This is a genomic window from Lysobacter sp. GQ73 (genome assembly GCF_059758755.1).
This window is the reverse complement of record NZ_JCAXEE010000001.1, coordinates 1,031,368-1,055,123: the sequence shown is the minus strand read 5'-3', so window position 1 is coordinate 1,055,123 and position 23,756 is coordinate 1,031,368. Positions and strand designations below refer to the sequence as shown.

Annotated in this window: 16 protein-coding genes; 9 read left to right on the top strand and 7 right to left on the bottom strand. The window is 68.8% G+C overall.

Going from position 1 to position 23,756, the window contains the following annotated elements; genetic code table 11:
- Positions 1–8: 8 nt before the first annotated feature.
- On the bottom strand, positions 9–905 hold the full coding sequence (locus tag AC6CH2_RS04235; RefSeq protein ID WP_498268055.1) for a M28 family metallopeptidase: 897 nt from the start codon (positions 903–905) through the stop codon (positions 9–11).
- Between the two features lie 139 nt (positions 906–1,044).
- On the opposite strand from AC6CH2_RS04235, the gene AC6CH2_RS04230 reads away from it, so the two are divergent.
- Positions 1,045–1,692 carry a response regulator gene (locus AC6CH2_RS04230; RefSeq protein WP_031371689.1) on the top strand — a complete coding sequence of 216 codons (648 nt, stop codon included), beginning with the start codon at positions 1,045–1,047 and terminating at the stop codon, positions 1,690–1,692.
- Between the two features lie 268 nt (positions 1,693–1,960).
- On the opposite strand, the gene AC6CH2_RS04225 is transcribed toward AC6CH2_RS04230, so the two are convergent.
- A complete protein-coding gene (locus AC6CH2_RS04225) occupies positions 1,961–5,476 on the bottom strand; it encodes an Rne/Rng family ribonuclease (protein ID WP_498268054.1) in 3,516 nt (1,171 codons plus the stop codon).
- Between the two features lie 501 nt (positions 5,477–5,977).
- Here AC6CH2_RS04225 and AC6CH2_RS04220 point away from each other — a divergent pair.
- Positions 5,978–6,934 (top strand): RluA family pseudouridine synthase, encoded by a 957-nt coding sequence (locus AC6CH2_RS04220; RefSeq protein ID WP_498268053.1) that lies wholly within the window; start codon positions 5,978–5,980, stop codon positions 6,932–6,934.
- Positions 6,935–7,099: 165 nt separating this feature from the next.
- Here AC6CH2_RS04220 and AC6CH2_RS04215 read toward each other — a convergent pair whose 3' ends face one another.
- Positions 7,100–7,516, bottom strand: a complete 417-nt coding sequence (locus AC6CH2_RS04215; protein ID WP_498268052.1) for an energy transducer TonB — start codon at positions 7,514–7,516, stop codon at positions 7,100–7,102.
- 7 nt (positions 7,517–7,523) lie between these two features.
- Positions 7,524–7,865: a 4a-hydroxytetrahydrobiopterin dehydratase gene (locus tag AC6CH2_RS04210; RefSeq protein ID WP_057917746.1), complete on the bottom strand. Its 342-nt coding sequence runs from the start codon at positions 7,863–7,865 to the stop codon at positions 7,524–7,526.
- 143 nt (positions 7,866–8,008) lie between these two features.
- Between AC6CH2_RS04210 and AC6CH2_RS04205 the strand changes: the two genes are divergently transcribed.
- Positions 8,009–8,605, top strand: coding sequence for an NfuA family Fe-S biogenesis protein (locus AC6CH2_RS04205; RefSeq protein ID WP_498268051.1), 597 nt, complete (start codon positions 8,009–8,011; stop codon positions 8,603–8,605).
- Positions 8,606–8,624: 19 nt separating this feature from the next.
- A complete protein-coding gene (locus AC6CH2_RS04200) occupies positions 8,625–10,334 on the top strand; it encodes a serine/threonine-protein kinase (protein ID WP_498268050.1) in 1,710 nt (569 codons plus the stop codon).
- A 183-nt stretch (positions 10,335–10,517) separates the two neighbouring features.
- On the opposite strand, the gene AC6CH2_RS04195 is transcribed toward AC6CH2_RS04200, so the two are convergent.
- The gene (locus tag AC6CH2_RS04195) at positions 10,518–10,970 is read right to left on the bottom strand and encodes a c-type cytochrome (protein WP_498268049.1); all 453 of its coding nucleotides are present in this window, start codon (positions 10,968–10,970) and stop codon (positions 10,518–10,520) included.
- Positions 10,971–10,978: 8 nt separating this feature from the next.
- Positions 10,979–11,368: a c-type cytochrome gene (locus tag AC6CH2_RS04190; RefSeq protein ID WP_498268213.1), complete on the bottom strand. Its 390-nt coding sequence runs from the start codon at positions 11,366–11,368 to the stop codon at positions 10,979–10,981.
- A gap of 379 nt (positions 11,369–11,747) precedes the next feature.
- On the opposite strand from AC6CH2_RS04190, the gene AC6CH2_RS04185 reads away from it, so the two are divergent.
- The 5 genes from AC6CH2_RS04185 (at position 11,748) to AC6CH2_RS04165 (ending at position 22,329) form a co-directional block, all read left to right on the top strand.
- Positions 11,748–12,857: an efflux RND transporter periplasmic adaptor subunit gene (locus AC6CH2_RS04185; protein WP_498268212.1), complete on the top strand. Its 1,110-nt coding sequence runs from the start codon at positions 11,748–11,750 to the stop codon at positions 12,855–12,857.
- A gap of 76 nt (positions 12,858–12,933) precedes the next feature.
- On the top strand, positions 12,934–16,425 hold the full coding sequence (locus AC6CH2_RS04180; protein ID WP_498268048.1) for an efflux RND transporter permease subunit: 3,492 nt from the start codon (positions 12,934–12,936) through the stop codon (positions 16,423–16,425).
- 1 nt (position 16,426) lies between these two features.
- Positions 16,427–19,537, top strand: a complete 3,111-nt coding sequence (locus AC6CH2_RS04175) for an efflux RND transporter permease subunit (protein ID WP_498268047.1) — start codon at positions 16,427–16,429, stop codon at positions 19,535–19,537.
- Positions 19,538–19,865: 328 nt separating this feature from the next.
- Positions 19,866–21,521, top strand: coding sequence for an ExeA family protein (locus AC6CH2_RS04170; protein WP_498268046.1), 1,656 nt, complete (start codon positions 19,866–19,868; stop codon positions 21,519–21,521).
- Between the two features lie 4 nt (positions 21,522–21,525).
- Complete coding sequence (locus AC6CH2_RS04165; RefSeq protein WP_498268045.1) at positions 21,526–22,329, top strand: general secretion pathway protein GspB; 804 nt, start codon at positions 21,526–21,528, stop codon at positions 22,327–22,329.
- A gap of 124 nt (positions 22,330–22,453) precedes the next feature.
- On the opposite strand, the gene AC6CH2_RS04160 is transcribed toward AC6CH2_RS04165, so the two are convergent.
- Positions 22,454–23,683, bottom strand: coding sequence for a TraB/GumN family protein (locus AC6CH2_RS04160; RefSeq protein ID WP_498268044.1), 1,230 nt, complete (start codon positions 23,681–23,683; stop codon positions 22,454–22,456).
- Positions 23,684–23,756: the final 73 nt, after the last annotated feature.

The following is a 23,756-nucleotide window of genomic DNA, read 5'->3' as shown; positions in this document are numbered from 1 at the left end:
GTGATCGGTCAATTTTGAGCCGCATCCCACTGCCGGATCGCCCGCTCGACCGCATCGACGCCGCGCGCGGTGGCGGCCGCGTCGATCTGTTCCACGGTGTCGTTGCTGCTGTGGATCACCTGGATGACCTTGGCCTGGGTCGCGGACTTCTCGCCCTTGAAGAACGACAGGATCAAGGGCACTTCTTCGTGGCCGATCAGCGAATACGACACCGCCGGCCAGCCGGCCTTGAGGAAGGGCAGGTGATCGCTCGGCGGATACTCGCGGCCGGCCGACAACTGCAGCCCGGAGGCCTTGACCGCATCGCGGCTGGCGTCGACCAGGGCGCTGTCGGCGTCCGGCGTCATCATCCACAGGGTGTCGCCCCAGCCGAACACGTCGAAATTGACGTACAGCGCGGGCTTTTCGCTGCCCTGGGCGATGTAGGCGCTGGAACCGAGCAGGCCGGCTTCCTCCAGGTCCCAGAACGCCACCGCGACGCGATGGCGGGCGAGCGGCTTGCGCTTGAAGCGTTCGGCCAGGGCCAGCACCGTGGCGCTGCCGGAGGCGTTGTCGGTCGCGCCCTGGCCTTCTTCCACCTGGTCGAAATGCGCGCCGAACAGCAGCAGCGGCGCGTCGGCCGCGCCGGAAACTTCGGCGATCAGGTTCTGCCCCTGTTGCTTCTTCGCGGTTTCGAAGGCGACCGCTTTCCATTTCAGGCCCAGGCCGTCGAGGCGTTTTTCGATCGGCGCGCGGCGGTTGCCGGCGCCGGCCTCCGACAGGCTGCGGACATCGCCGAGCCACGAGCCGGCGGTGGTCGCGGCCGGCGCCGGCGCGGTTTCGCGCGCATTCGCGCCGGCCATCGAAAGCAACAGCAGGGAAGTGGCGAAGGTTGTGGCGAGCGGCGAGAGTTTCTGAGGACGCATTGGGTCTTCTCGAAGGCACGTTGAAGGGACGGAATCAGGCCGCATTGTGCCCACTTTCACATTATGAATGCCTTGCACCGCACCATGCCGGCGCGTAGCCTCGGCGGCGTTGCAGGACTCGGTCGTAGGGGAAGGGACAATGACTATCCGTGTATTCATCGTTGACGACCATGCGTTGGTCCGCACGGGCATGCGCATGATCCTGTCGGCGGAGACGGATATCGAAGTGCTCGGCGACGTCGAAAGCGGCGAAGAGGCGATGCCGCTGATCCGCAAGCTCAAGCCCGACGTGGTGCTGTGCGATCTGCACCTGCCCGGCGTGAGCGGGCTGGAGGTGACCGAGCGCATCGTCAAGGGCGACCACGGCACGCGCGTGATCATCGTATCGGTGCTGGAAGACGGCCCGATGCCGAAGCGCCTGCTCGAAGTCGGCGCCTCCGGTTACGTCGGCAAGGGCGGCGATGCGAGCGAGTTGTTGCGCGCCATTCGCGACGTCGCCCGCGGCAAGCGCTATCTGGCCAGCAACATCGCCCAGCACCTGGCCTTGTCGAACATCGACGGCGGCAACTCGCCGTTCGACGAACTGTCGCCGCGCGAACTGGAGATCGCCTTGCTGCTGGTGCAGGGCTTCCGCCAGGAAGAAATCGCCAAGCGCCTGAGCCTCAGCGCGAAGACGGTCAATACCCACAAGACCCGGCTGTTCGAGAAGCTCGCGATCACCGACAGCATCGCGCTGGCCCGCCTGGCCGCGCAGTACGGACTGGCCGATCCCGCGCATTCGCTGTGATGCGACGCGTCGGCGCCGGAGCCGGCGTCGAAGACGTGGTGTCCTGATCCGAAGGCGATGCCCTGAAGGCGCTGCCGAACGTCGATTGGCCGGGCAAGCGCCTGCTTCGGACGAATCGCCTGAGCATCGATGCGGCGGTTCGCCGCAGCGAGTGCCGCGGTGCACGGCTAAGGCAATGTCGTTGAATCCAAATCCGGGGCGCAAAAAGAAACCGGCCGCATCAGCGGCCGGTTTCTTCGTTCTCGGGGTCCGGGTGGAGCGTCGCCGGTCAGACGCGACGCTCGTCGTCGGAAGCCCCGTCGGCCGGGTCCTGCTCGCCTTCGACGGCGGCCTTGGCCGCGTCGCTGCGGGCCGGTTCGGCCGGATGGGGCAGAGCATCGAACAGGCCGGCGGTGCGCGGCGTCGTTGCCGGCGCCGCGTTGACGGCGTCGGCAGGAGCGGACTCGACCGAAGCGGACTCGACCGAAGCGGGTTCGACCGGGCTGGCCTCAGGCGCGCTGGCCTTCGGCTCGACCGAGCCGGTCGCAGCGGAAGCCGCCACCGCCGGTTCGACCGCGGCCGGGCGGGCTTCGGCCTGCGGTGCTTCGGCTTGCGCGGCTTCGACTTGCGCAGTGTCGCGGACGGCCGGCTGAGCGACCGGCTTGATCACGGTCGTCTCGACCGGGGTCTGCTCGACCACGGCCTGTTCGACCACGGTGTCTTCGACGCGGGTCTCTTCGACCAAGGCCGAAATCGGCTCGACCACCGGATCGAGGTCTTCGTTGCGCGGTGCCGCGGCCTGCAGGGCCGCGTGCTGCGGGGCAGCCGGTGGCTGCACCGCGTGCTGCCGCTGCAGCGCAGGCTGCGCCTGTTCGATCGCCGCGGCCGCATCCTGGGCGGGCGTGACGGTTTCGGCAGGCACCACGACCGCTGCATCGGGCAGGCGGGTGATCACCGGCATCGCCGCTTCCAGCACCGGCTCGGCGACGGGTTCGTTCACGACCGGCTCGGCGGAGACATAGGCCTTGCGCGAAGCCTCGGCCTGCGGCTGCGCGGGCTCGCGCGCGGCCGATGCGTCGGCAGCAGGTGCGTCGGCAGCAGGTGCGTCGGCAGCGGACGTGGCCTCGTGGCCGAGGTTCGCGAACGTCGCCTTCGGCTCGGCGGCCGTTTCCGCAGCCGGGTTGAACACGCGGCTGGCGACGGCGGCTGCGGGCGCGACGGCGGCTGCCGCGGCTGCGGCTGCGGCGGGCGCCGCGGCCTGGGCGCGCGGCGCGGGTGCGCTGCCGTCGTCGTCGAAGTCGAACTCGGGCTGGGAACGGTTCGCCGCGGCCGGGGCCGCCGCGGGTTCGCCGCCGCTCTCGTCTTCGTCGTCGAATCCGTTCTCGTCCTGGCCCTGGCCTTCGCCACCGGCAGCGGCTTCGCCGTTGCCGCGACGACGGCGACGGCCACCGCGACGGCCACGACGGCGACGGCCGCCGCCTTCGCCTGCGGCTTCATCGGTATCGCGCGGCTCGGCGCCGGCCGGGTCGGCGGAGACCGCCGCGACTGCGGCTTCGGTCTTCAGTACGGTCTCGTCGCTGGCGGCGGGCGTGGCAGGCGCGGCGATGGGAGCGCCGGCGCTCGCCGATGCGGAGGCCACCGCGGCGGGCACGATCGTCGCGGCGCCGACGGCTTCGGCCGGGGCGGGAGCCGGAGCGTCCTGGCGCGGCGGCCTGGGCTCGCGCGGCGGACGCGGGGTGCCGCCGGCGGCCTGTGCGGCGCGCTCTTCGTTCTGCGGCTTGGGCGGCTTGGGCGTTTGCGCCTGTTGCTGCGGCTTCGGCTGCTGCGCTTGCGGCTGCTTCTGCTTGGGCGGCTGCTGGGCGGCCTGCGACTGGGCGTTCTGCGCCGGCTTGTCGCGACGCGGTTCGTCGCGGCGCTGCTGCTCGTCGCGGCGGCCGCCGTCGCGTCCGCCCTTGCCGGCGTTGTTGCGGTTCTCGCCGCGGCGCTGGCCGTTGCGGTCGCTGCGATCGCTGCGGCCGCGGCCTTCGGCGCTGCGCGCGGCCGGCTCGGCCGGGGCCGGAGCGGGCTGCGAGGGGCCGCGGAAGATGCGCAGAATGCGCTCGACCAGGCCGACCGAATGGGTCGGCGCGGCGACCGGCGCCGGGGCCGGGGCGGGCGCCGCCGCCGCGGCCACGGCGGGTTCGCGCGGTTCGCGCAACGGCGCCGGCTGCAGCGGCTTGACGTTGGTGACGATCGGCGCGTCCGGAATGTTCAGATGGGCCTTGGTCAGCGCGTGCAGCGGCAGCTTGCGCTGGGTGCCGCGCTGGTAGCTGGGCTTGGACGATTCTTCGCCGATCTCGTTCTCGCGCACCCGGGTGACTTCGTAGTGCGGGGTTTCGAGCTGCTCGTCGGCGACGATCACGATCGGCGCGCCGTGGCGCTGTTCGATCTCGGTCAGCGCGCGGCGCTTTTCGTTGAGCAGGTAATTGGCGATTTCGGTCGGGGCCTGCACCAGCACCTGTCCGGTGTTCTCCTTCATCGCATGCTCTTCGGCGATGCGCAGGATCGACAGCGACATCGACTCGACGCTGCGCATGCGGCCGTGGCCGTCGCAACGCGGGCAGACCAGCTGGCTGGACTCGCCGAGCGAGGGACGCAGGCGCTGGCGGCTCAGTTCGAGCAGGCCGAAGCGCGAGATGCGGCCGATCTGGACGCGGGCGCGGTCCTGCTTGAGGGCGTTCTGCAGGCGGTTCTCGACGTCGCGCTGGTGGCGGTTGGACGCCATGTCGATGAAGTCGATCACCACCAGGCCGCCGAGGTCGCGCAGGCGCATCTGGCGCGCGACTTCCTCGGCCGCTTCCAGGTTGGTGTTGAACGCGGTTTCCTCGATATCGCCGCCCTTGGTCGCGCGCGCCGAGTTGACGTCGATCGCGGTCAGGGCTTCGGTCTGGTCGATCACCAGGGCGCCGCCGGAGGGCAGGCGGACGGTGCGCTCGTAGGCGTTCTCGATCTGCGACTCGATCTGGAAGCGGTTGAACAGCGGGGTGTCGTCGGCGTACTTCTTCAGCTTGCGCAGGTTGTGCGGCATCACCTGCTCGACGAACTCGCGCGCTTCGGCGTACATCTCGTCGGTATCGACCAGGATCTCGCCGATGTCGGGACGCATGTAGTCGCGCAGGGCGCGGATGATCAGGCGCGATTCCTGGTAGATCAGGAACGGGGCCTGCTTGCTCAGCGCGGCGTCGGTAACGGCCTTCCAGACGCTGACCAGGTAGTCGAGGTCCCACTGCAGCTCTTCGGCATCGCGGCCGACGCCGGCGGTGCGGATGATCACCCCCATGTCGTCGGGGATGGTGAGCTTGTCCATCGCGTCCTTGAGCGCGGCGCGGTCTTCGCCTTCGATCCGGCGCGAGACGCCGCCGGCGGTCGGGGAGTTCGGCATCAGCACCATGTAGCGGCCGGCCAGGGAGATGAAGCTGGTCAGGGCGGCGCCCTTGTTGCCTCGTTCTTCCTTGTCCACCTGGACCACGATTTCCTGGCCCTCGCGCAGCAGTTCGCGCAGGCCGGCCTTGTTGTGGTCGACGCCCGGCTGGAAATAGTCGCGGGAGATTTCCTTCAGCGGCAGGAAGCCGTGGCGGTCGGCGCCGTAGTCGACGAACGCCGCTTCCAGCGAAGGCTCGAGCCGGGTGATGCGGCCCTTGTAGATGTTGGACTTCTTCTGTTCCTTCGACGGCTGTTCGATATCGATGTCGTACAGGGATTGGCCGTCGACGATGGCGACGCGCAGTTCTTCCGCCTGCGTCGCATTGATCAGCATGCGCTTCATTGTTGCGTTCCTCGCGCGCTCTACCGCGCGGAACGCCATGGCGTTTCGCTATCTGGGAACTGAGACTTCGCCGTCGCGATCGTCGGCCGCAGCGAATGCGGGCCGCCCGCGCGCCGGCGAAGTCTCCACTACCAGCGCTACATCACCACGGCACGCCGCGGGAGCGCTTCTTACCTACTCGGTTCTTTCGGGGCCGGCGACGCGAACGTCGCTCGGGGCGGGCGGCGGCGCGTCGAGCCGGCTCTCAACGAGCCTCAGGCTTGGGCGCCGCACGGGTGTTCATCTCGACGGTTTGACCCATCGGGCGCTGGCCGGTTCCGCCGGTCCGTCGCTGCTAACATGGCTACCCCGTGGGCAGTGGTTAGACGCGGACCGGAATCGCGGGAGGGGCTTTCGGCCCCGTACCGAACCGCACGCTTGTCAGGCGACGCGGTCGGGTACAACTCCCAGCGAAATCAAAACCTTATCTCGCGTCGCGAGTGTAACAGATAACGCTTCGGGATGACCCAGACAGCAAACTCCGGTAACACCGGCGCACGGACTGTGCGCGTACCCGAAGATCGTGACGGTCAACGGCTCGATAATTTCCTCCTGGGCCAACTCAAAGGTGCGCCCAGGTCCTTGATCTACAAGCTGGTCCGCTCCGGCCAGGTGCGGGTGAACGGCGGTCGCGCCAAGGCCGAGCGCAAGCTCGAGGCCGGCGATGAGGTGCGGATTCCCCCGGTTCGTCTCAGCGAGGCCGGCGACAAGCCGACTCCGCCGAAGGGCTTCATGGATGCGCTCGACGCGGCGATCGTGTTCGAGGACGCGCGCCTGCTCGCCCTGAACAAGCCCTCCGGGGTCGCCAGCCACGGCGGCAGCGGGATCAGTTTCGGCGCCATCGAGACCCTGCGCGCGCTGCGCCCGGGCCAGACCCTGGAGCTGGTGCACCGGCTCGACCGCGACACCTCGGGCCTGCTGATCGTGGCCAAGAAGCGTTCGGCACTGACCGAGATGCAGGCCCTGATGCGCGAGGAGGGCGGGATCGCCAAGCGTTATATGGCGCTGCTGACCGGGCGCATGCCCGAGGGCGTGATGAGCGTGGACGCGGCCCTGCACATCGGCCTGCGCCAGGGCGGCGAACGCCATGTCCAGGTGCACCGCGACGGCAAGCCGTCGCTGAGCCACTTCAAGGTCCTGGAGCGGCGCGGCGGGCAGTCGTATTGCGAGGTGCGGATCGAGACCGGCCGCACCCACCAGATCCGCGTGCATGCCCAGCACATCGGCCATCCGGTCGCCGGCGACGATAAATACGGCGAGGTCGAGGCCAACAAGCGCCTGCGCGAGCAGGCCGGGCTGAAGCGCCTGTTCCTGCACGCCTCGACCCTGGAATTCGCCCTCGACGGCGGCCGCGAGCCTTATCTGCTCAACGCGCCGCTGGCGCCGGAGCTGGTCGAGGTGCTGGACCGGCTGAGCTGAGCCGCAGTCCCCGCTGCAACGGTCGCCTGCGGGCAGCAGACCGGGCATCGGGTTGGCTATCGGATTTCGGGCCAGCGCGCTCTCGCCCGATCCGGCGGCTGCAAACGAACGACCCGGCTCGGGCCGGCGCCGTACGTCTGGCAGGATCTGCTGCGCGCGGCGGCCTTAGCCGCAATGCTCCGGGCGGGTCGCCGGCGAGTGGAAGGTCACCGGTACCTGGATGTCGGTCGAGACCGGTTTGCCGTTGCGGGTCGCGGCCTCGAAGCGCCAGCGCTGCACGCCCTTGATCGCGGCCTGGTCCAGCGCCGGGGTGCGGCTGCTTTCGAGCACGTCGACCTTCTTCGGCTTGCCGTCCGGGCCGACGCTGAGCTGCAGCACGACCTTGCCGCCGATCTGGTCGCAGCCGATCTCCTGCGGGTAATCCGGCGGCGGCGTGTCGACCGCGCGCAGCGGCGTGGACGGGATGATCGGCGCGTCCGCGGCGCGTTCGCCGCAGCCGGCGGCGAGCAGGGCGAGCAGGGCGGCGCCGAGGGCCGGGGCCAGACGCGGGGAGAGGCGGGAATTGGTGCGGATTGGGTTCATGGCGGGATCAACCGGTCAGAGCGTCGGCCTTGGCCGCGCAGATGAAGTCGTTCTCGCTCAGGCCACCGACGTCGTGGGTCGAATACCGCACCACACAGCGGTCGTAATGGACGCCGAGATCGGGATGATGGTCTTCGCGATTGGCCATGAAGGCCAGGGCGTTCACGAAAGCCATCGTTCGATAATAGTCGTCGAAACGGAAGGTGCGGGTGAGGGCGTGGCCGTCCTCGGCGAGCTCCCAGCCCGGTACTTCGGGCAGCAGCTCGCGGATGCGGGCTTCGCTGAGCTTGTGTTCGATGCCCCGGCGCACGATGCAATGAGCCTGGGACAGGGGGATGAGATCGTTCATGCTGCGGACTCCTGGGCGGCCCGGCGATGGCGCCGCGGCATGGCTATGCGCGGCGACCGCCTTCCATGAACGGAATCGTATCGCCGACGGTCGTAGGATGCATGCGCGGCTTCACGCCGTGCCGACCCCGTTAGAATAGCCCGATGATCAATATTTCCGAATCCGCGCAAATCCACTTCCGCAAGCTCATCGAGCGCGAGGCCCTGCCGGGGCTCGGCGTGCGGCTGTCGGCGGTGCATCCGGGCACGCCGCGAGCCGACGTGCGCCTGGAGTTCGCCGAGCCGGCCGACCTGGCCGGCGACGAATGGGCGGTGGACTGCGAAGGCTTCACCCTGTGGCTGCGCGCCGACAGCGTGCAGTACCTGGACGGCGCGGAGATCGATTACGAGGTCAAGGCCACCGGCGGCCAGTTGCAGATCCGCGCGCCCAAAATCAAGGGCGAGGCGCCGACCGACGCGGCCTCGCTGGTCGAGCGGGTGCGCTGGGTGGTCGAGCACGAAGTCAATCCGCAGCTCGCCCAGCACCGCGGCCACGTCTCGGTGCAGGAAGTGACCGCCGACGGCGTGGTGGTGCTGCGCTTCGGCGGCGGCTGCCACGGTTGCGGCATGGCCGACGTGACGCTCAAGCAGGGCATCGAAACCACTCTGATGACCAAGGTACCGGGCGTGACCGCGGTACGCGACGCCACCGATCACGAGACCGGTGACGCGCCGTACATCCCTCGAGACACCGCCGCCTGATTCCGGCGCGGCGCAGCCTATGCCCACCGCCGCCTCCGTCATCGAAGCACTGCAACGCCGGTTGCGGCTGGCGGTGCGCCGCGATTCGCCGCCGCCGGGCGAGTTTCCCGCGGGCTGGCAAAGCTGGCTGGAGTCGATGCGCGAGCGCAGCGGCGCGGTGACCGGCGCGACCTCGGACGCGCTGATCGCGGTGATCGCGCAGCGGCCCTTGGCGCAACCGCCGCCGCGCGCGGCGATGCTCAACCGTTGGCAGGCCTTCGCGACCTTGTGGCGCCAGCAATGGCAGCCGCCGGAGCGCGAAGAGCGCTGGCTGCGCTGGATCGCCGGCGCGTTCTCGCTGGTCTGGCACATCTTCGTCGCCGGCCTGCTGATCTGGCTGATGTATCTGCAGTTCTTCGCCACCCGGCCGCCGCCGGAGGGCGAGAACGTCACCATGATCGAATACATCGGCGAGGGCACGCCGAAGGAACCCGGCGGCGGCTCGCAGCAGCCGAGCGATCGGCCGCAGGCCGAGACTCCGTCGCCGCAGGCCGAGCCGACCCCGCAAGCCGCGGCGCCCTCCGAGCCCACGCCGCCGCAACTGGCGGCCGATGCGCCGCTGCCGACCCCGGAACTGCAGGCGACCTTGCCCGAGGTGCCGCAGCGCGACGTGCCCGAGCCGCAGGCGCCGGCGCCGACCCTCGAGCAGCCGGTGATGGTCAGCAAGGAAGTACCGGATTCGCCGCAGATCTTCGTGCTGCCGCCGACCCGCCGCCGCCTGGACGACACCCCGCGGGTGCCGCAACTCGAAGCCAAGACCCAGCCGGTGCCGTCGCTCGACGTGCCGGCGCCGGTACAGCCGATCGCGCGCGAACTGCCGCAACGCGAAATCGCCGCGCCGAGTATCGCGGTGCGGCCGCCTGAGGTGAGCGTGCGCGAGGTGCCGGCGCCGTTGTCGCGGGTGCCGGTGCGCGAGCTGCCGACGCCGTCGATCGCCGCGCCGCAACTGAGTTCGACCGCGCCGCAAGTGCGCATCGCCGACATCCCCACGCCGTCGCCATCCGCGGCGGCCGCGCCTTCGTCGAGCGCCGCGCCTTCGACGTTCCCGCCCTCGGCCTCGGCTGCGACCAGTCCGCCAGCCAGCAGTTCCAGCAGCCAGCCGGCCGCATCGAGCGCGGCCCCGGCGCCGAGCTCGGCCGCACCGGCCGCGACCGCCGGTGCCGGCCCGAAGCCGACGCCCGCGCCCGGAACCTGGTCGACGCCGAAGCGCGGCGACGACTGGGGCGAATCGACCCGCAATCAGCCCGGCGGACAGCGCGGCGACAGCCCCGGGCTGTACAACAGCGACGGCAGCGTGCGTCTGGCCGATGCGCCTGGCTCGGCGTCGCCCGGCAAGCCCCCGGGCACGATCACCGCCGAAATCAAGGACCTCGACCGCGCCGGCACCTGGTTGCGGCGCAAGCCGACCGACTACGAGCCGACCGCGCTCGACAAGTATTGGCGCCCGAACGAAACCCTGTTGGCCGAATGGGTCCGCCGCAGCGTGCAGACGGTGATGATTCCGATCCCGGGCAGCAAGGGCAAAAGCATCCGGTGTTCGGTCGCCTTGTTGATGCTCGGCGGCAGCTGCGGCATCAACGACCCGAACCTCAACGATCAGCCGGCGGTCGCACGCCCGCCGCCGGACATCCCGTTCAAGCCGCATCTGCAGGAAGACAACGGCAGCGTGCGGCCGCCGCCGGGCGGCTGAGCGCGCACGACCGGGCGCCCACCTCCGCGCGATCGGGGCACAACACCGGCCGCGCCATTGCGCGATCTGGAGTTTTCCGGCTGCGGGCCCTGGCGGCGTTTCGGGAGATCCCCGCCGCAAACGCAAACGGCCCGCATGCGGGCCGTCGCTTTCCGAGCGCTGCGCGGCCGAGGCCGCGAGGCCTCAGTGGATGCCGTGCAGGTCGCGCAGCTGGCCTTTCTCGCGCGAACCGAAGTAGGCGGAGAGGTCGGCGATCTGCTGATCGGTCAGATCCTTGGCCTGGCTCGACATCAGCGCATGCTCGCGGTCGCCGTCGCGGTAAGTCTGCAGCGAGTGCGCGATGTAGTCGTGGTACTGGCCGGCGAGCTTCGGGTAGGTCGGGTCGATCGGGGCATTGCCTTCGGCGCCGTGGCAGTCCACGCAGGACTGGCCGGTGGCCTTGCCTTTGACGCTGGCGAGCTTTTCGCCCGCGGCGATGTTGCCGGCCGGCAGGCCCGCAGACGAGGACGTATGGCCGGCGTCGCGGTCGGCGGAGGAATGGCCGGCCGGCGCTTCGCCCTGCGAGCAGGCGGCGAGGGCCAGGACCGAGCACAGGGCGATGGCGAGGCCGCTCTTGAAGAAGCTGGAGTTCGTCATGGGGCGGCTCACTTGGCGCTGGAAAGGAAGGCGGCGATGTCGGCGATGTCCTGGTCAGAGAAGCTCTGGGCCTGGGCCTGCATCGTCGGGTGCTTGCGCGTGCCTTTCTTGTATTCGGTCAGCGCGTTCGTCAGGTATTCCGGGGACTGCCCGACGATCTTGGGAACGTGATAGTTCGGGTAGGCATTCTTGTAGCCGGCGACGCCGTGGCAGCCCTGGCAGGTATAGGTCAGTTGGCGGCCGGTCTCGGCATTGCCCTTGATGGCCGGCGCGGCGGCCGGAGTGGCCGGAGTAGCGGCGGCGGGGGTGGGGGCCGGCGCCTTGGCGGGTTCCTGAGCGTGCGCCGTCATGGCGGCCAGGGTCAGGGCAAAGCAGGCGGCGATCGTCAGCGGTCGCATCATGTCTAGTCCGCAATCTCGAATGGCTAGCGAAAGGTGGTGGCTGGCTGTGCAGGGCCGGAGCCGCGCATAAGTCGGCGAGTATAGCCGGCCATGCGACTGCAACGAAGTCGTCGATGAGCGCATCCATACTTGCAAGGGCGGCGGCGTCCCGCCGCCGGAGGCGCCGCGGCGGCGCTTCCGGCGTCGCTCGCGCTTACCGTGCCTCAGAATAAGTGCATGGCTCCAGTCACCATTACCTTCGGCGGATGGTGGTTTTCGGGGCCGGTGATATACCTATATACAACACCGGCATACGACCGGTAACCGACGAAAAATCTAGAGCTTGGGGTCGTCTCGAATGCGTCAACTCACCAATATCCGCAACAGCGGTCCGGCAATGGGCGGCAGCATGGCGTTCGCCGCCCTGGCCCTGGCCTGTGTGCTCGGCCTGTCGGCCTGCAAGGGCGGCGCCGGCGCTGCGGAAGCGCAGGCCAAGGAAGCCAAGGAAAAAGCATCGGAGGCGATCCCGGTCGAGGTCGCCCAGGCGTCCCGGCGCGCGATCGCGGCCAGCTACACCGGTACCGCGCCGCTGGAGGCGCGGGCCGAATCGCAGGTAGTGGCCAAGACCTCGGGCGTGGCGCTCGCGGTGATGGTGGAGGAAGGCCAGCACGTGCAGGCCGGCCAGGTCCTGGTCCGGCTCGACTCGGCCCGCGCCGAGCTGCAGGCCGCCCAGACCAACGCGACCATGCGCAAGCTCGAGGCCAACTACGCCCGCTCCAAGCAGTTGGCCGAGCAGCGCCTGCTGAGCGCCAACGACAACGACCAACTGCGCTACGACCTGGAAAATGCCCGCGCCGCCAACCGCATGGCGAACCTGGAGTTGTCCTACGCCAAGGTGGAGGCGCCCATCTCGGGCGTCGTGGCCTCGCGTTCGATCAAGACCGGCAACTTCGTCCAGATCAACTCGCCGATCATCCGCATCGTCGACACCTCGCGCCTGGAGGCGACGCTCAACGTGCCCGAGCGCGAGCTGGCCACGCTCAAGGCCGGCCTGCCGGTGCAGATGCAGGTCGACGCCATGCCCGGCAAGGTGTTCACCGGCACGGTCGACCGGGTCGCCCCGGTGGTCGATTCCGGCAGCGGCACCTTCCGGGTGATCTGCGCGTTCGAGGGCGGCGGCACGCTGCAGCCCGGCATGTTCGGCCGCCTGCGCATCGACTACGACAACCGCTCCGACGCGCTGGTCGTGCCGCGCGCGGCGCTGCTCGACGACGAGGGCGATCCGGCGGTGTTCGTGGTGCGCGGCAAGAAGGTCGCGCGCGTCCCGGTCAAGCTGGGCTATCTCGACGGCGCTTGGGCCGAGGTCCGCGACGGCCTCAAGCTCGGCGACCAGGTCGTGGTGGCCGGCAAGACCGCGTTGCGCGAAGGGACCGAGGTGCAGCTGATCAACACCGCCCAGCCCAAGACCGTCGCCCGCGCCGCCGGTGCGGCCACCGACAAGCAGTAAGCGTCAGACGCTTGCGGTCCAGCGCGGCCGGCCTTCGGCCGCGTCTTTCGAATTCTTTTGAACGTGGGGACTGACTGTGGCTCAGCTTCCGGACACGACGTCCTTTAACCTGGTGGAGTTCTCCACCCGTCGCCGCGTCACCGTGGCGATGGTGACCATCACCTTCCTGCTGTTCGGCCTGATCGCGCTGAACAGCCTCAAGGTCAACCTGCTGCCGGACCTGAGTTATCCGACTCTGACCGTGCGCACCGAGTACACCGGCGCGGCGCCGACCGAAATCGAAACCCTGATCTCCGAGCCGCTGGAAGAAGCGGTCGGCGTGGTCAAGGGCCTGCGCAAGCTCAAGTCGGTCTCGCGCACCGGACAGAGCGACGTGGTGCTGGAGTTCGCCTGGGGCACCGACATGGACCAGGCCAGCCTGGAAGTGCGCGACAAGATGGAAGTCGTGCAACTGCCGCTGGAAGCCAAGAAGCCGGTGCTGCTGCGCTTCAACCCCTCGACCGAGCCGATCCTGCGCATCGCCCTGTCGAACAAGAACGGCGCCAAGGCCGGCGAGAACGAGGCGATCCGCCAGCTGACCGCGTTGCGTCGCTATGCCGACGACGACCTCAAGAAGAAGCTGGAACCGGTCGACGGCGTCGCCGCGGTCAAGGTCGGCGGCGGTCTCGAGGACGAGATCCAGGTCGACATCGACCAGCAGAAGATCTCCCAGCTCAACCTGCCGATCGACACCATCATCCAGCGCCTCAAGCAGGAGAACATCAACATCTCCGGCGGCCGCCTGGAGGAGGGCGCGCAACGCTACCTGGTGCGCACCGTCAACGAATTCGCCAGCGTGCCCGAAATCCGCGAGATGCTGGTGACCACCCAGAAGGCCGGCGGCAACGCCGCGGCCGACGCCGCGGCGGAAATGGCGCGGGTGGCCGCCGCCTCGGGTTCGGCCGACGCCATGGCCGCGGCCGCCTCGGTGCAGAGCGCGAGTTCGGGCGAGCAGAGCACCGCGGCCGGCGGCAAGCCGGTGCGATTGAAGGACATCGCCGAGGTCCGCCAGAGCTTCAAGGAGCGCGAGGCGATCATTCGCCTGGGCGGTACCGAAGCGGTCGAACTGGCGATCTACAAGGAGGGCGACGCCAACACCGTCGCCACCGCCGACGCGATCCAGGCACGCCTCAAGCAGATCAAGGAACAGATTCCGCCGGACGTGGAGCTGACCACGATCGACGACCAGTCGCAGTTCATCCGCCACGCCATCGCCGACGTCAAGAAGGACGCGGTGATCGGCGGCTTCCTGGCGGTGCTGATCATCTTCTTGTTCCTGCGCGACGGCTGGAGCACCTTCGTGATCGGCCTGTCGTTGCCGGTGTCGATCATCGCCACCTTCTTCTTCATGGACCGCCTGGGGCTGAGCCTCAACGTGATGTCGCTGGGCGGCCTGGCCCTCGCCACCGGTCTGGTGGTGGACGACTCGATCGTCGTGCTGGAGAGCATCGCCAAGGCGCGCGAACGCGGGCTCGGCATTCTCGAAGCGGCGGTCACCGGCACGCGCGAGGTCAGCATGGCGGTAGTCGCCTCGACCTTGACCACGATCGCGGTGTTCCTGCCGCTGGTGTTCGTCGAGGGCATCGCCGGCCAACTGTTCCGCGATCAGGCCCTGACCGTGGCGCTGGCGATCGGCATCTCGCTGATCGTGTCGATGACCCTGATCCCGATGCTGAGCGCGTTGCGCGGGCGGCCGGCGCTGGGCTTCCAGGAAGAGGCGCCGCATCCGCGCTGGCAGCCGCGCAACCGCGCGACGAAGGTGCTGGCCTGGCCGTTCCTGGCGATCGGCGCAGCGGTGCGCTGGACCTTCTTCGGCATCGCCTGGGCGGTCGTGCGCGCCTGGCGCATCCTCGGCGCGGGGCTCGGGCCGGTCATGGGCAAGGCCAGCGACCTGGCGATGGCGCCGTACGAGCGCGCCGAACGCGGCTATCTGAAGCTGTTGCCGGCGGCGATGGGTCATCGCGTGCTGGTGCTCGGCCTGGCCGGCGCGGCGTTCGTGGCCACCCTGGCGGCGGTGCCGCTGCTCGGCGCCGATCTGATCCCGCAACTGGCCCAGGACCGCTTCGACATGACCGTCAAGCTGCCGCCGGGCACGCCGCTGCGCGAGACCGACCGGCTGGTGCGCGAAATCCAGGAGAAACACGCGAAAGACCCCGGCATCCACGCCTGGTTCGGCGTCAGCGGCAGCGGCACGCGGCTCGACGCCAATCCCACCGAGAGCGGCGAGAACATCGGCAAGATCACCGTGGTGATGGCCGACGGCGGCAGCAAGCAGATCGAGGCCGAGGAAACCGAGCGCCTGCGCCGCACCATGCAGGCCCATCCCGGCGCCCAGGTCGATTTCGCCCGGCCGCAGCTGTTCAGTTTCTCCACGCCGTTGGAGATCGAATTGCGCGGCCAGGATCTCGAGACCATCCAGCGCGCGGGCCAGCACATGGCCAAGCTGCTGCGCGGCAGTCCGCATTTCGCCGACGTCAAGTCGACGGTGGAGCAGGGCTTCCCCGAGATCCAGATCCGCTTCGACCAGGACCGTGCCGGCGCTTTCGGCCTGGCCACGCGCGATATCGCCGACGTGGTGGTGAAGAAGGTGCGCGGCGACGTGGCCACCCGCTACAGCTTCCGCGACCGCAAGATCGACGTGCTGGTGCGGGCGCGCGAGTCCGACCGCGCCTCGATCGAAAGCATCCGCCGCCTGATCATCAACCCCGGCAGCAACCGCCCGGTGACGCTGGAGTCGGTGGCCGACGTCGTCGCCACCAGCGGTCCCAGCGAGATCCATCGCGCCGACCAGGTGCGGGTGGCGATCGTGTCCTCGAACCTGCGCGACATCGACCTCGGCGGCGCCATCGCCGAAGTCCAGAAACTGGTCCGCGAGCAACCGTTGAGCGCGGAAGTGCGCATGCACATCGGCGGCCAGGGCGAGGAACTGCAGCAGTCGATCAATTCGCTGCTGTTCGCATTCGGTCTGGCGATCTTCCTGGTCTATCTGGTGATGGCCTCGCAGTTCGAGTCGTTGCTGCACCCGTTCGTGATCCTGTTCACGATCCCGCTGGCGCTGGTCGGCGCGGTGCTGGCGCTGCTGCTGACCCGCTCGGCGGTGTCGGTGGTGGTGTTCATCGGCCTGATCCTGCTGGTCGGCCTGGTGGTGAAGAACGCGATCATCCTGATCGACAAGGTCAATCAGTTGCGCGAGCACGGCGTGCCCAAGCGCGAAGCCCTGATCGAAGGCGCTCGCTCGCGGCTGCGCCCGATCATCATGACCACGCTGTGCACCCTGTTCGGCTTCCTGCCGCTGGCGATCGCGACCGGAGAGGGCGCCGAGGTGCGTTCGCCGATGGCGATCACGGTGATCGGCGGTCTGCTGGTGTCGACCCTGTTGACCCTGGTGGTGATTCCGGTGGTGTACGACCTGCTCGACCGTCGCGGCGACGAGTACTACCGCAATCGCGTGCGCAAGGCCGAGCGGGACGCCAGGACCGCCGCCGACAAGATCGGCCACGACAACGATCCGCTGGCCGAGGCGCACTGACATGAGCGTTGCCGAGATCAGCATCAAGCGGCCGATCACGACCATCATGCTGTTCGTGTCGATGTTCGTGATCGGCCTGATCGCGGCGGTGCGGCTGCCGCTGGAGTCGCTGCCGGACATCACCGCGCCGTTCCTGGTGGTGCAGCTGCCGTACGACGGGTCCACGCCGGAAGAGGTCGAGCGCACCATCCTGCGCCCGGCCGAAGAAGCGCTGGCGACGATGACCGGGATCAAGACCATGCGCGGCAGCGCGACCTCGGACTCGGCGACCATCCAGATGGAGTTCAAGGACTGGGACCGCGACATCGCCATCGCGGCTTCGGAGGCCCGCGAACGCATCGACGCGATCGTCGACGACCTGCCCGAAGGCTTCCAGCGCTACTTCGTGTTCAAGTGGTCCAGCGCCGACCAGGCCATCCTGCAGGTGCGGCTGGCCGGCGACATGGACCTCAGCCGCGAATACGACCTGATCGATCGCGAGTTCAAGCGCCGCCTGGAACGCATCCCGGGCGTGGCCAAGGTGGAGATCGGCGGCGCCGCGCCGAACGAGGTCGAGATCGCGATCCTGCCCGACCGCATGGTCGCGCACGGCGTGGATCTCAATACCCTGACCAAGAGTCTGCAGGCGCTGAATTTCTCGATCTCGGCCGGCCAGATCGAGGACGGCGGCCGGCGCCTGCGGGTGCAGCCGATCGGGCAGGTGGCCGATCTGGAGCAATTCCGCAATCTGGTGATCAACACCAGCGGACTGAAGCTGCGCGACATCGCCGAGGTGCGGCTCAAGCCGGCGCGCCTGGAAACCGGCCGCCGGCTCGACGGCCGCCCGGCCATCGGCCTGGACATCTTCAAGGAGCGCAGCGCCAATCTGGTCGAGGTGTCGAAGCTGGCGCTGGCCGAGGTGGAGGCGATCCGCGCCCAGCCGGCGCTGAGCAACATCGAGATCAAGGTGGTGCAGAACCAGGGCGAAGACGTGACCAGTTCCTTGCTGGAGCTGGGCGAGGCCGGCGCGATCGGCCTGCTGCTGTCGATCGCGGTGCTGTTCTTCTTCCTGCGTCATTGGCCCTCGACCTTGATGGTGACCCTGGCGATTCCGATCTGCTTCGTGATGACCCTGGGCTTCATGCACTTCATCGGCGTGACCCTCAACGTGCTGTCGTTGATGGGGTTGCTGCTGGCGGTCGGCATGCTGGTCGACAACGCCGTGGTCGTGGTCGAAAGCATCTACCAGGAGCGCGAGAAGATGCCCGAGCAGCCGCAGCTGGCTTCGATCCTGGGCACGCGCCACGTCGCCATCGCCCTGTCGGCCGGCACGCTGTGCCACTGCATCGTGTTCCTGCCCAACCTGATCGGCGAGACCAACGACATCAGCATCTTCATGTCGCAGATCGCCATCACGATCTCGGTCTCGCTGCTGGCCTCGTGGCTGGTCGCGGTCAGCCTGATCCCGATGATCTCGGCGCGGATGAAGACGCCGCCCGCGGTCAACACCGCCACCGGGCTGATCCCCTGGCTGCAGCGGTCTTACGCTCGATTCCTGCGTTGGACCCTGGAGCATCGCGGCCTGAGCGTGCTCGGCATCGTACTGGTGGTGTCGATCAGCATGATTCCGGCGACCCAGACCAAGTTCGACATGTTCGGCAACGAAGGCGGCAAGGAAGCCTTCATTCAATATCAGTGGAAGGGCAGCTACACCCGCGAGCAGATGTCGGTCGAAATCCTCAAGGTCGAGCAGTTCCTCGAAGCGCGCCGCAAGCAGTACCACATCAAGCAGATCTATTCGTTCTTCAGCGAGCAGGGCAGCGAGGGCGGCACGCGGCTGCAGTTCGACGAGACCAAGGTCAAGAACAACAAGCCGCTGGTCGACGAGATCGCCAAGACCCTGCCGAAATCGGCCAAGGCCGAGATCACCGTGGGCCAGGACCAGGACGGCGGCCAGGGCGGCGGCAAGAACGTCCAGGTCCAGCTGGTCGGCGATTCGACCGAGACCCTGACCGAACTGGCCCGCGACATCCTGCCGATGCTCGCGCGCCGGCCGGAGTTGCGCGATGTCCGCGTCGACGTCGGCGACCGCAACACCGAACTCAACGTCAGGGTGGACCGCGAGCGCGCCGCATCGTTCGGTTTCAGCGTCGAGGAGGTGTCGCGCTTCGTCGGCCTGTCGCTGCGCGGCGCGCAGTTGCGCGACTTCCAGCGCGGCGAGACCGAGGTGCCGGTGTGGGCGCGCTTCGCCGGCGCGGAGAAGTACACCATCGAGAACCTGGCCGAGTTCACCGTGCGCTCCAGCGATGGCCGCAGCGTGCCGTTGCTGGCGATGGTCGACGTCAACCTGCGCCCGACCGCAAGCCAGATCAACCGCAACGACCGCCAGACCACGCTGACCATCCTGGCCAGCCTCAACGGCAAGGCGACCACGCCCGATGCGCGCAAGGCGATGGAGGACACGCTGAAGAAGGTCGCGTTCCCGGCCGGCTACAGCTACAGCTTCGACGGCAGCTCGTTCGAGCGCGACGACGATGCCGGCAAGCAGATGATGTTCAACCTGGTCATCGCCCTGGTGATGATCTACGTCGTCATGGCCGCGGTGTTCGAGTCGCTGTTGTTCCCGGCGGCGATCATGAGCTGCGTGGTGTTCTCGATCTTCGGCGTGTTCTGGCTGTTCTGGCTGACCGGCAGTTCGTTCACGGTCATGGCCTTCATCGGCATTCTGGTGCTGATGGGCGTGGTGGTGAACAACGGGATCGTCATGGTCGAGCACATCAACAATTTGCGGCGACGCGGCTTGTCGCGCAACGAGGCCTTGGTCGAGGGCAGCCGCGAGCGTCTGCGGCCGATCATGATGACCATGGGCACGGCGATCCTGGCGATGGTGCCGATTTCGCTTAGCGACACCGTCGTGCTCGGCGGCCTGGCCTACTCGCCGATGGCGCGCGCGGTGGCCGGTGGCCTGGCCTTCTCGACCGTGGTCAGCCTGCTGTTCCTGCCGACGATCTACAGTCTCCTGGACGACATGCGCGCCAGCGCCGGCCGGATCGTGGGCCGTGCGCGCGGTAAGCCAGCACCGGCGGACGAGCGGACGGGCGAGGGCGGCGAAGGCGCCGGCCTGCCGGTGTAAGCGGCAGGTTCGGGCCCGCATCGAGGCGGGCCCGGATCGCCGGCCCTGAAGGCATCGCCTCAACCCTCACCACGTCCCTTGCACTGGGGCGTGGTACGGCCGGCCGCGATCGGTCCAGGGCGTTGCCGTCTGCCGCGCTGACGCATAGTCGCTGGATTCGTGCGCTGTCTCGCAGCGACGATGCCCCCGATTCGTGGCAGGCTAGGCGCTTCGAAGCCACGACAAAGCGCATGTACCTCCGCATAGTCGCTGGATTCGTGCGCTGTCTCGCAGCGACGATGCCCCCGATTCGTGGCAGGCTAGGCGCTTCGAAGCCACGACAAAGCGCATGTACCTCGAGCACTATGGCCTGAAGGAGCCGCCGTTCTCGATCACTCCCGATCCTCGCTTCGTGTTTCTCAGCGAGCGCCACCGGGATGCGCTGGCGCACTTGCTGTTCGGCATCGGCCAGGGCGGAGGCGGCGGTTTCGTCCAGCTCACCGGAGAGGTGGGTACCGGCAAGACCACCCTGTGCCGGTTGCTGCTCGAACAACTGCCGGAGAAGACCCGGGTCGCCCTGGTGTTGAATCCGCGGCTGAGTCCGGTCGAGTTGCTGGAAACGGTCTGCGAGGAATTGCACCTCGACCTCGCCGGCAAGCACGGCAGCGTCAAGGCGCTGGTCGACGCGCTCAATCGTTACTTGCTCGACGCTTACGCGCAGGGCCTGCGGGTGGTGTTGATCGTCGACGAGGCGCAGAACCTCTCGCTGGAAGCGCTGGAGCAGGTGCGGCTGCTGACCAATCTGGAAACCGACACCCAGAAGCTGCTGCAGATCATCCTGCTCGGCCAGCCCGAGCTGCGCGACATGCTGGCGCGCCCGGACATGCGCCAACTCTCGCAACGCATCACCGCGCGTTTTCATCTCACGCCGTTGAGCGCCGACGAAACCGCGGCCTTCCTGCGCCATCGCTACCGTATGGCCGGCGGGCAGCGCCTGCCGTTCACGCCGGGTGCGATCAAGCGCATCCACGCCCACTCCGGCGGGGTGCCGAGACTGATCAACGTGATCGCCGAACGTGCCTTGCTCGGCGGTTATGCCCACGACAACCTCCAGGTCGACGAGCGCACGGTGAACCGCGCCGCGGCCGAAGCGCTGGCGCCGAGCCGGCGAGGCCTTTCGCGCGAGCGTGTCGCCATGTTCTCCGCCGCGGCCATCCTGGCGTTGGCGCTCGGCGCGCTGTGGTGGCGGAGCCAGCCGTCCGAGGCGGTAGCCAACGCATTCGTCGCGAAGACGCCGGCGCAGCCGACCGGACAGGCCGGAGCGACGGATGCAGATGGAACCTCATCGGCAGCGAAAACCGGAACCGAAGCGAAGCCGCCGAAGGCGAACGACCCGACGGCGACGCCGCACCTGGATGAAACCGCATTCGCGCAGCGTGTCGCCGCGGCCGAACTCGTTTCGCTGCCCGCATGGCGACAACTGCTGAGCGCCTGGGCATTGCCGACCGACGAAGCCGCCGTCGCCGCCGCGTCGCGCTGCATGTCTTCTATCGCTCCCGGCGTCTATTGCCTGCGCGGGGAGGCGAACCTGGAGAAACTGGCCCGGCTTGGCCGCCCCGTGCTGCTGCATCTGCGCCTCGGCGTCCGCGATCCCTGGGTGTTGTTGACCGCCATCGGCGCCGGCAAGGTGCGGCTATCGCTGGATGGCTCGTCGTTCGAGACTGACCGCGCTGCGCTCGAACGCTTATGGACCGGCGAATATGCCGCGGTATGGCGCGGCCCGGAAGGCTTGGGTTCGTCCTTGTCGCCGCGTGCCGGCGGCGCGCGCGGGGAATGGTTGCGCACGCGGCTCGGCGTGATCGCGGCGGCTGGTGCAAGCGTCGAGGACGTGCGCGGTTTCCAGAGCGCACGTGGCTTGCTCAGCGATGGCGTGGTCGGTCCGGAGACGATGCTCGCACTGTCGTCCGGCGACGCCGGTCCGCGTCTGCAGTCGGTGCTGGAGTAAGCCGATGTCGTTGATTCTCGAAGCCCTGCGCAAGTCCGAAGCCGAACGCCGCCGTGGCGAGTCGCCCGACCTGTATGCGGAACTGCCGCCGCTCGCGCGCGCGCCGCGTCGGGCCACGCCGACCGCTGGGTGGCTCGCGCTTGCCGCCGTCGCCGTCGCCGCCGGGCTCGTCTGGTGGCTGAGCCGACCGCCGGCGGCTGAGCCGGTCGCGAACACCGCAGGCGAAGTGGCCGGCCGCGAACGCTCCGTCGCCGCCGCGACGCCGCGAATCGAACCGCCCGCGGCGATCGAGTCGCCCGCGGTCCCGGCCGCCCCGATACGCGATCCGCTGCCTGCGGATCGGCCTGCGAATCCGCCTGCGCCTATGGCTCAGCCTACCGCCGCAGCCGCGCCGCCCCGGGCAACTGCCGCCATCGCAGACAAGCAGGGCGGGGGCGAAGAGCAAGCCGAAGAGGGCGAGACCGAGCCGTCCGCAGTCGCGACCGATCCGCCGCCGACGCCCGCGCCGCCCCCGCTGCCGGCCCCGCCACCGGTCGTCGTTCCCGAGCCGGCACCGCCGGTGGCGATCGCCGGCAACGACGGCCTGCTGCTGCTCGCCGACCTTCCGGTGGCCGAGCGCAAGCAACTGCCGCCGCTGAAGTTGAGCATGCACATGTGGAACGACGCCCCGGCGCAGCGGTTCGTCATCATCGACGGTCAGCGCCTGTCCGAAGGCAGCCGTATCGGGGACGCAGTGCTGGTGGCGATCAGGACCGATGGCGTCGTCCTGGACTGGAACGGACGGCGCCTGAACCTGCCGATCCGTTGAACGAGCGCTCGCGAGCGAAGCTTCAGCGCCACGCTTCGATATAGCTGCGCAGGCGTTCGTTACCTCTCAGGGCAAGGTCGCGCGCAACGACCAAGAGAAAGTTCGCCGGCTCAAGTCCCGTCGATCAACCGACCAGCTTGCTGGCGATGCGGAAACCGGCCAGCCACACGCCGATGCCGGTGCCGATGTTGGTCAGCATGAAGTTCAGCACCACCCGGGCGACGCGGTTGCGGTACCAGCCCTTGACCGTCTGGGCGTCGTCGCGCAAGGCCATGAAGTCGCCATAGGCGGGCTTGCGCCGGTGCACTTCGACCAGCGCACTGAGCGCGCCGGTCGGTACGCCCGGGCGGAACGGCTTCAAGGGGGCGACCACGGCCGCGGTAATGATGCTGAAGGGATGGCCGCCGGCGAGCAGGCAGCCCAGCGCGGCCAGGCCGCCGGTGAACAGCACCCACTGCAGCAGCAGGTCGGCGCCCATCGCCGCGCCACCTTTCCAGAAGCCCCAGGCGATGCCGGCGATGATCAGCGAGGTGATCACGATCATCACCCACGGCACCTTGCTCTTGGTGGTGACCTGTTCGAGCGCGGTGCGCTGGGCGACCGGGTCCTCGGTGTCCTCGCGCAGATGCCGGGCCAGGCCCTGCAGATGGCCTGCGCCGACCACGGCCAGCACTTCGCGCGCCTCGCCGTGGGTCTCGCGCAAACGCGCGGCCATGTAGCGGTCGCGCTCGGCGATCACGGTCTCGTACAGCTCGGGGCTTTCGGCGGCGAACTCGCCGAAGCTCGATTCGAGCATGTCGCCTTGCTTGAGTTTCTCGATTTCTTCCTCGCCGACCTCGTCGGCGGCGAACAGCCCGCTGATCAGGCCGACGCCGAGCTTGGCCCGGCCCCAGAAGCCGAGCTTGGAGGAGGCGCGCTTGAAGGTCAGGCCGACTTCGCGATCGATCAGGTGCACCGGCAAGTCGCGTTCGCGCGCTTCCAGCACCGCGCGCTTGAGCTCCGCGCCGGGCTCGATCCCGAGCTGTTCGGCGAGCCGGCGCTGGTAAGCGGCCAGGGCCAGATTGGCGGCGAACAGCGCGGTCTTGCCGGAACGGATCACCTGGATCAGGTCGAGCCGCGCCAGCGCGTCGGGATCGGTCAGGGCCTGCAGACGCTGCGGGTCGAGCTCGACCGCGACCGCATCGAAGGCGCCGCTGCCGACCGCGTCGCGCACCGCATCGACGCTGGCCTGGGACACGTGGGCGGTGCCGAGCAGGGTGTAGCGCACGCCGTCGCGTTCGATCACCGCATGCGGCTGGGTGGCGAGCACGTCCTGCAGACTCGTGCTTGCCGGCGCCAACAACGACTCGCTCATGCGCGCGACCCGCGCGGTCGACGGAAGGACGAACTCGAGAACGGATGCATGCAGCGGCCCGGTGGCGGCCCCG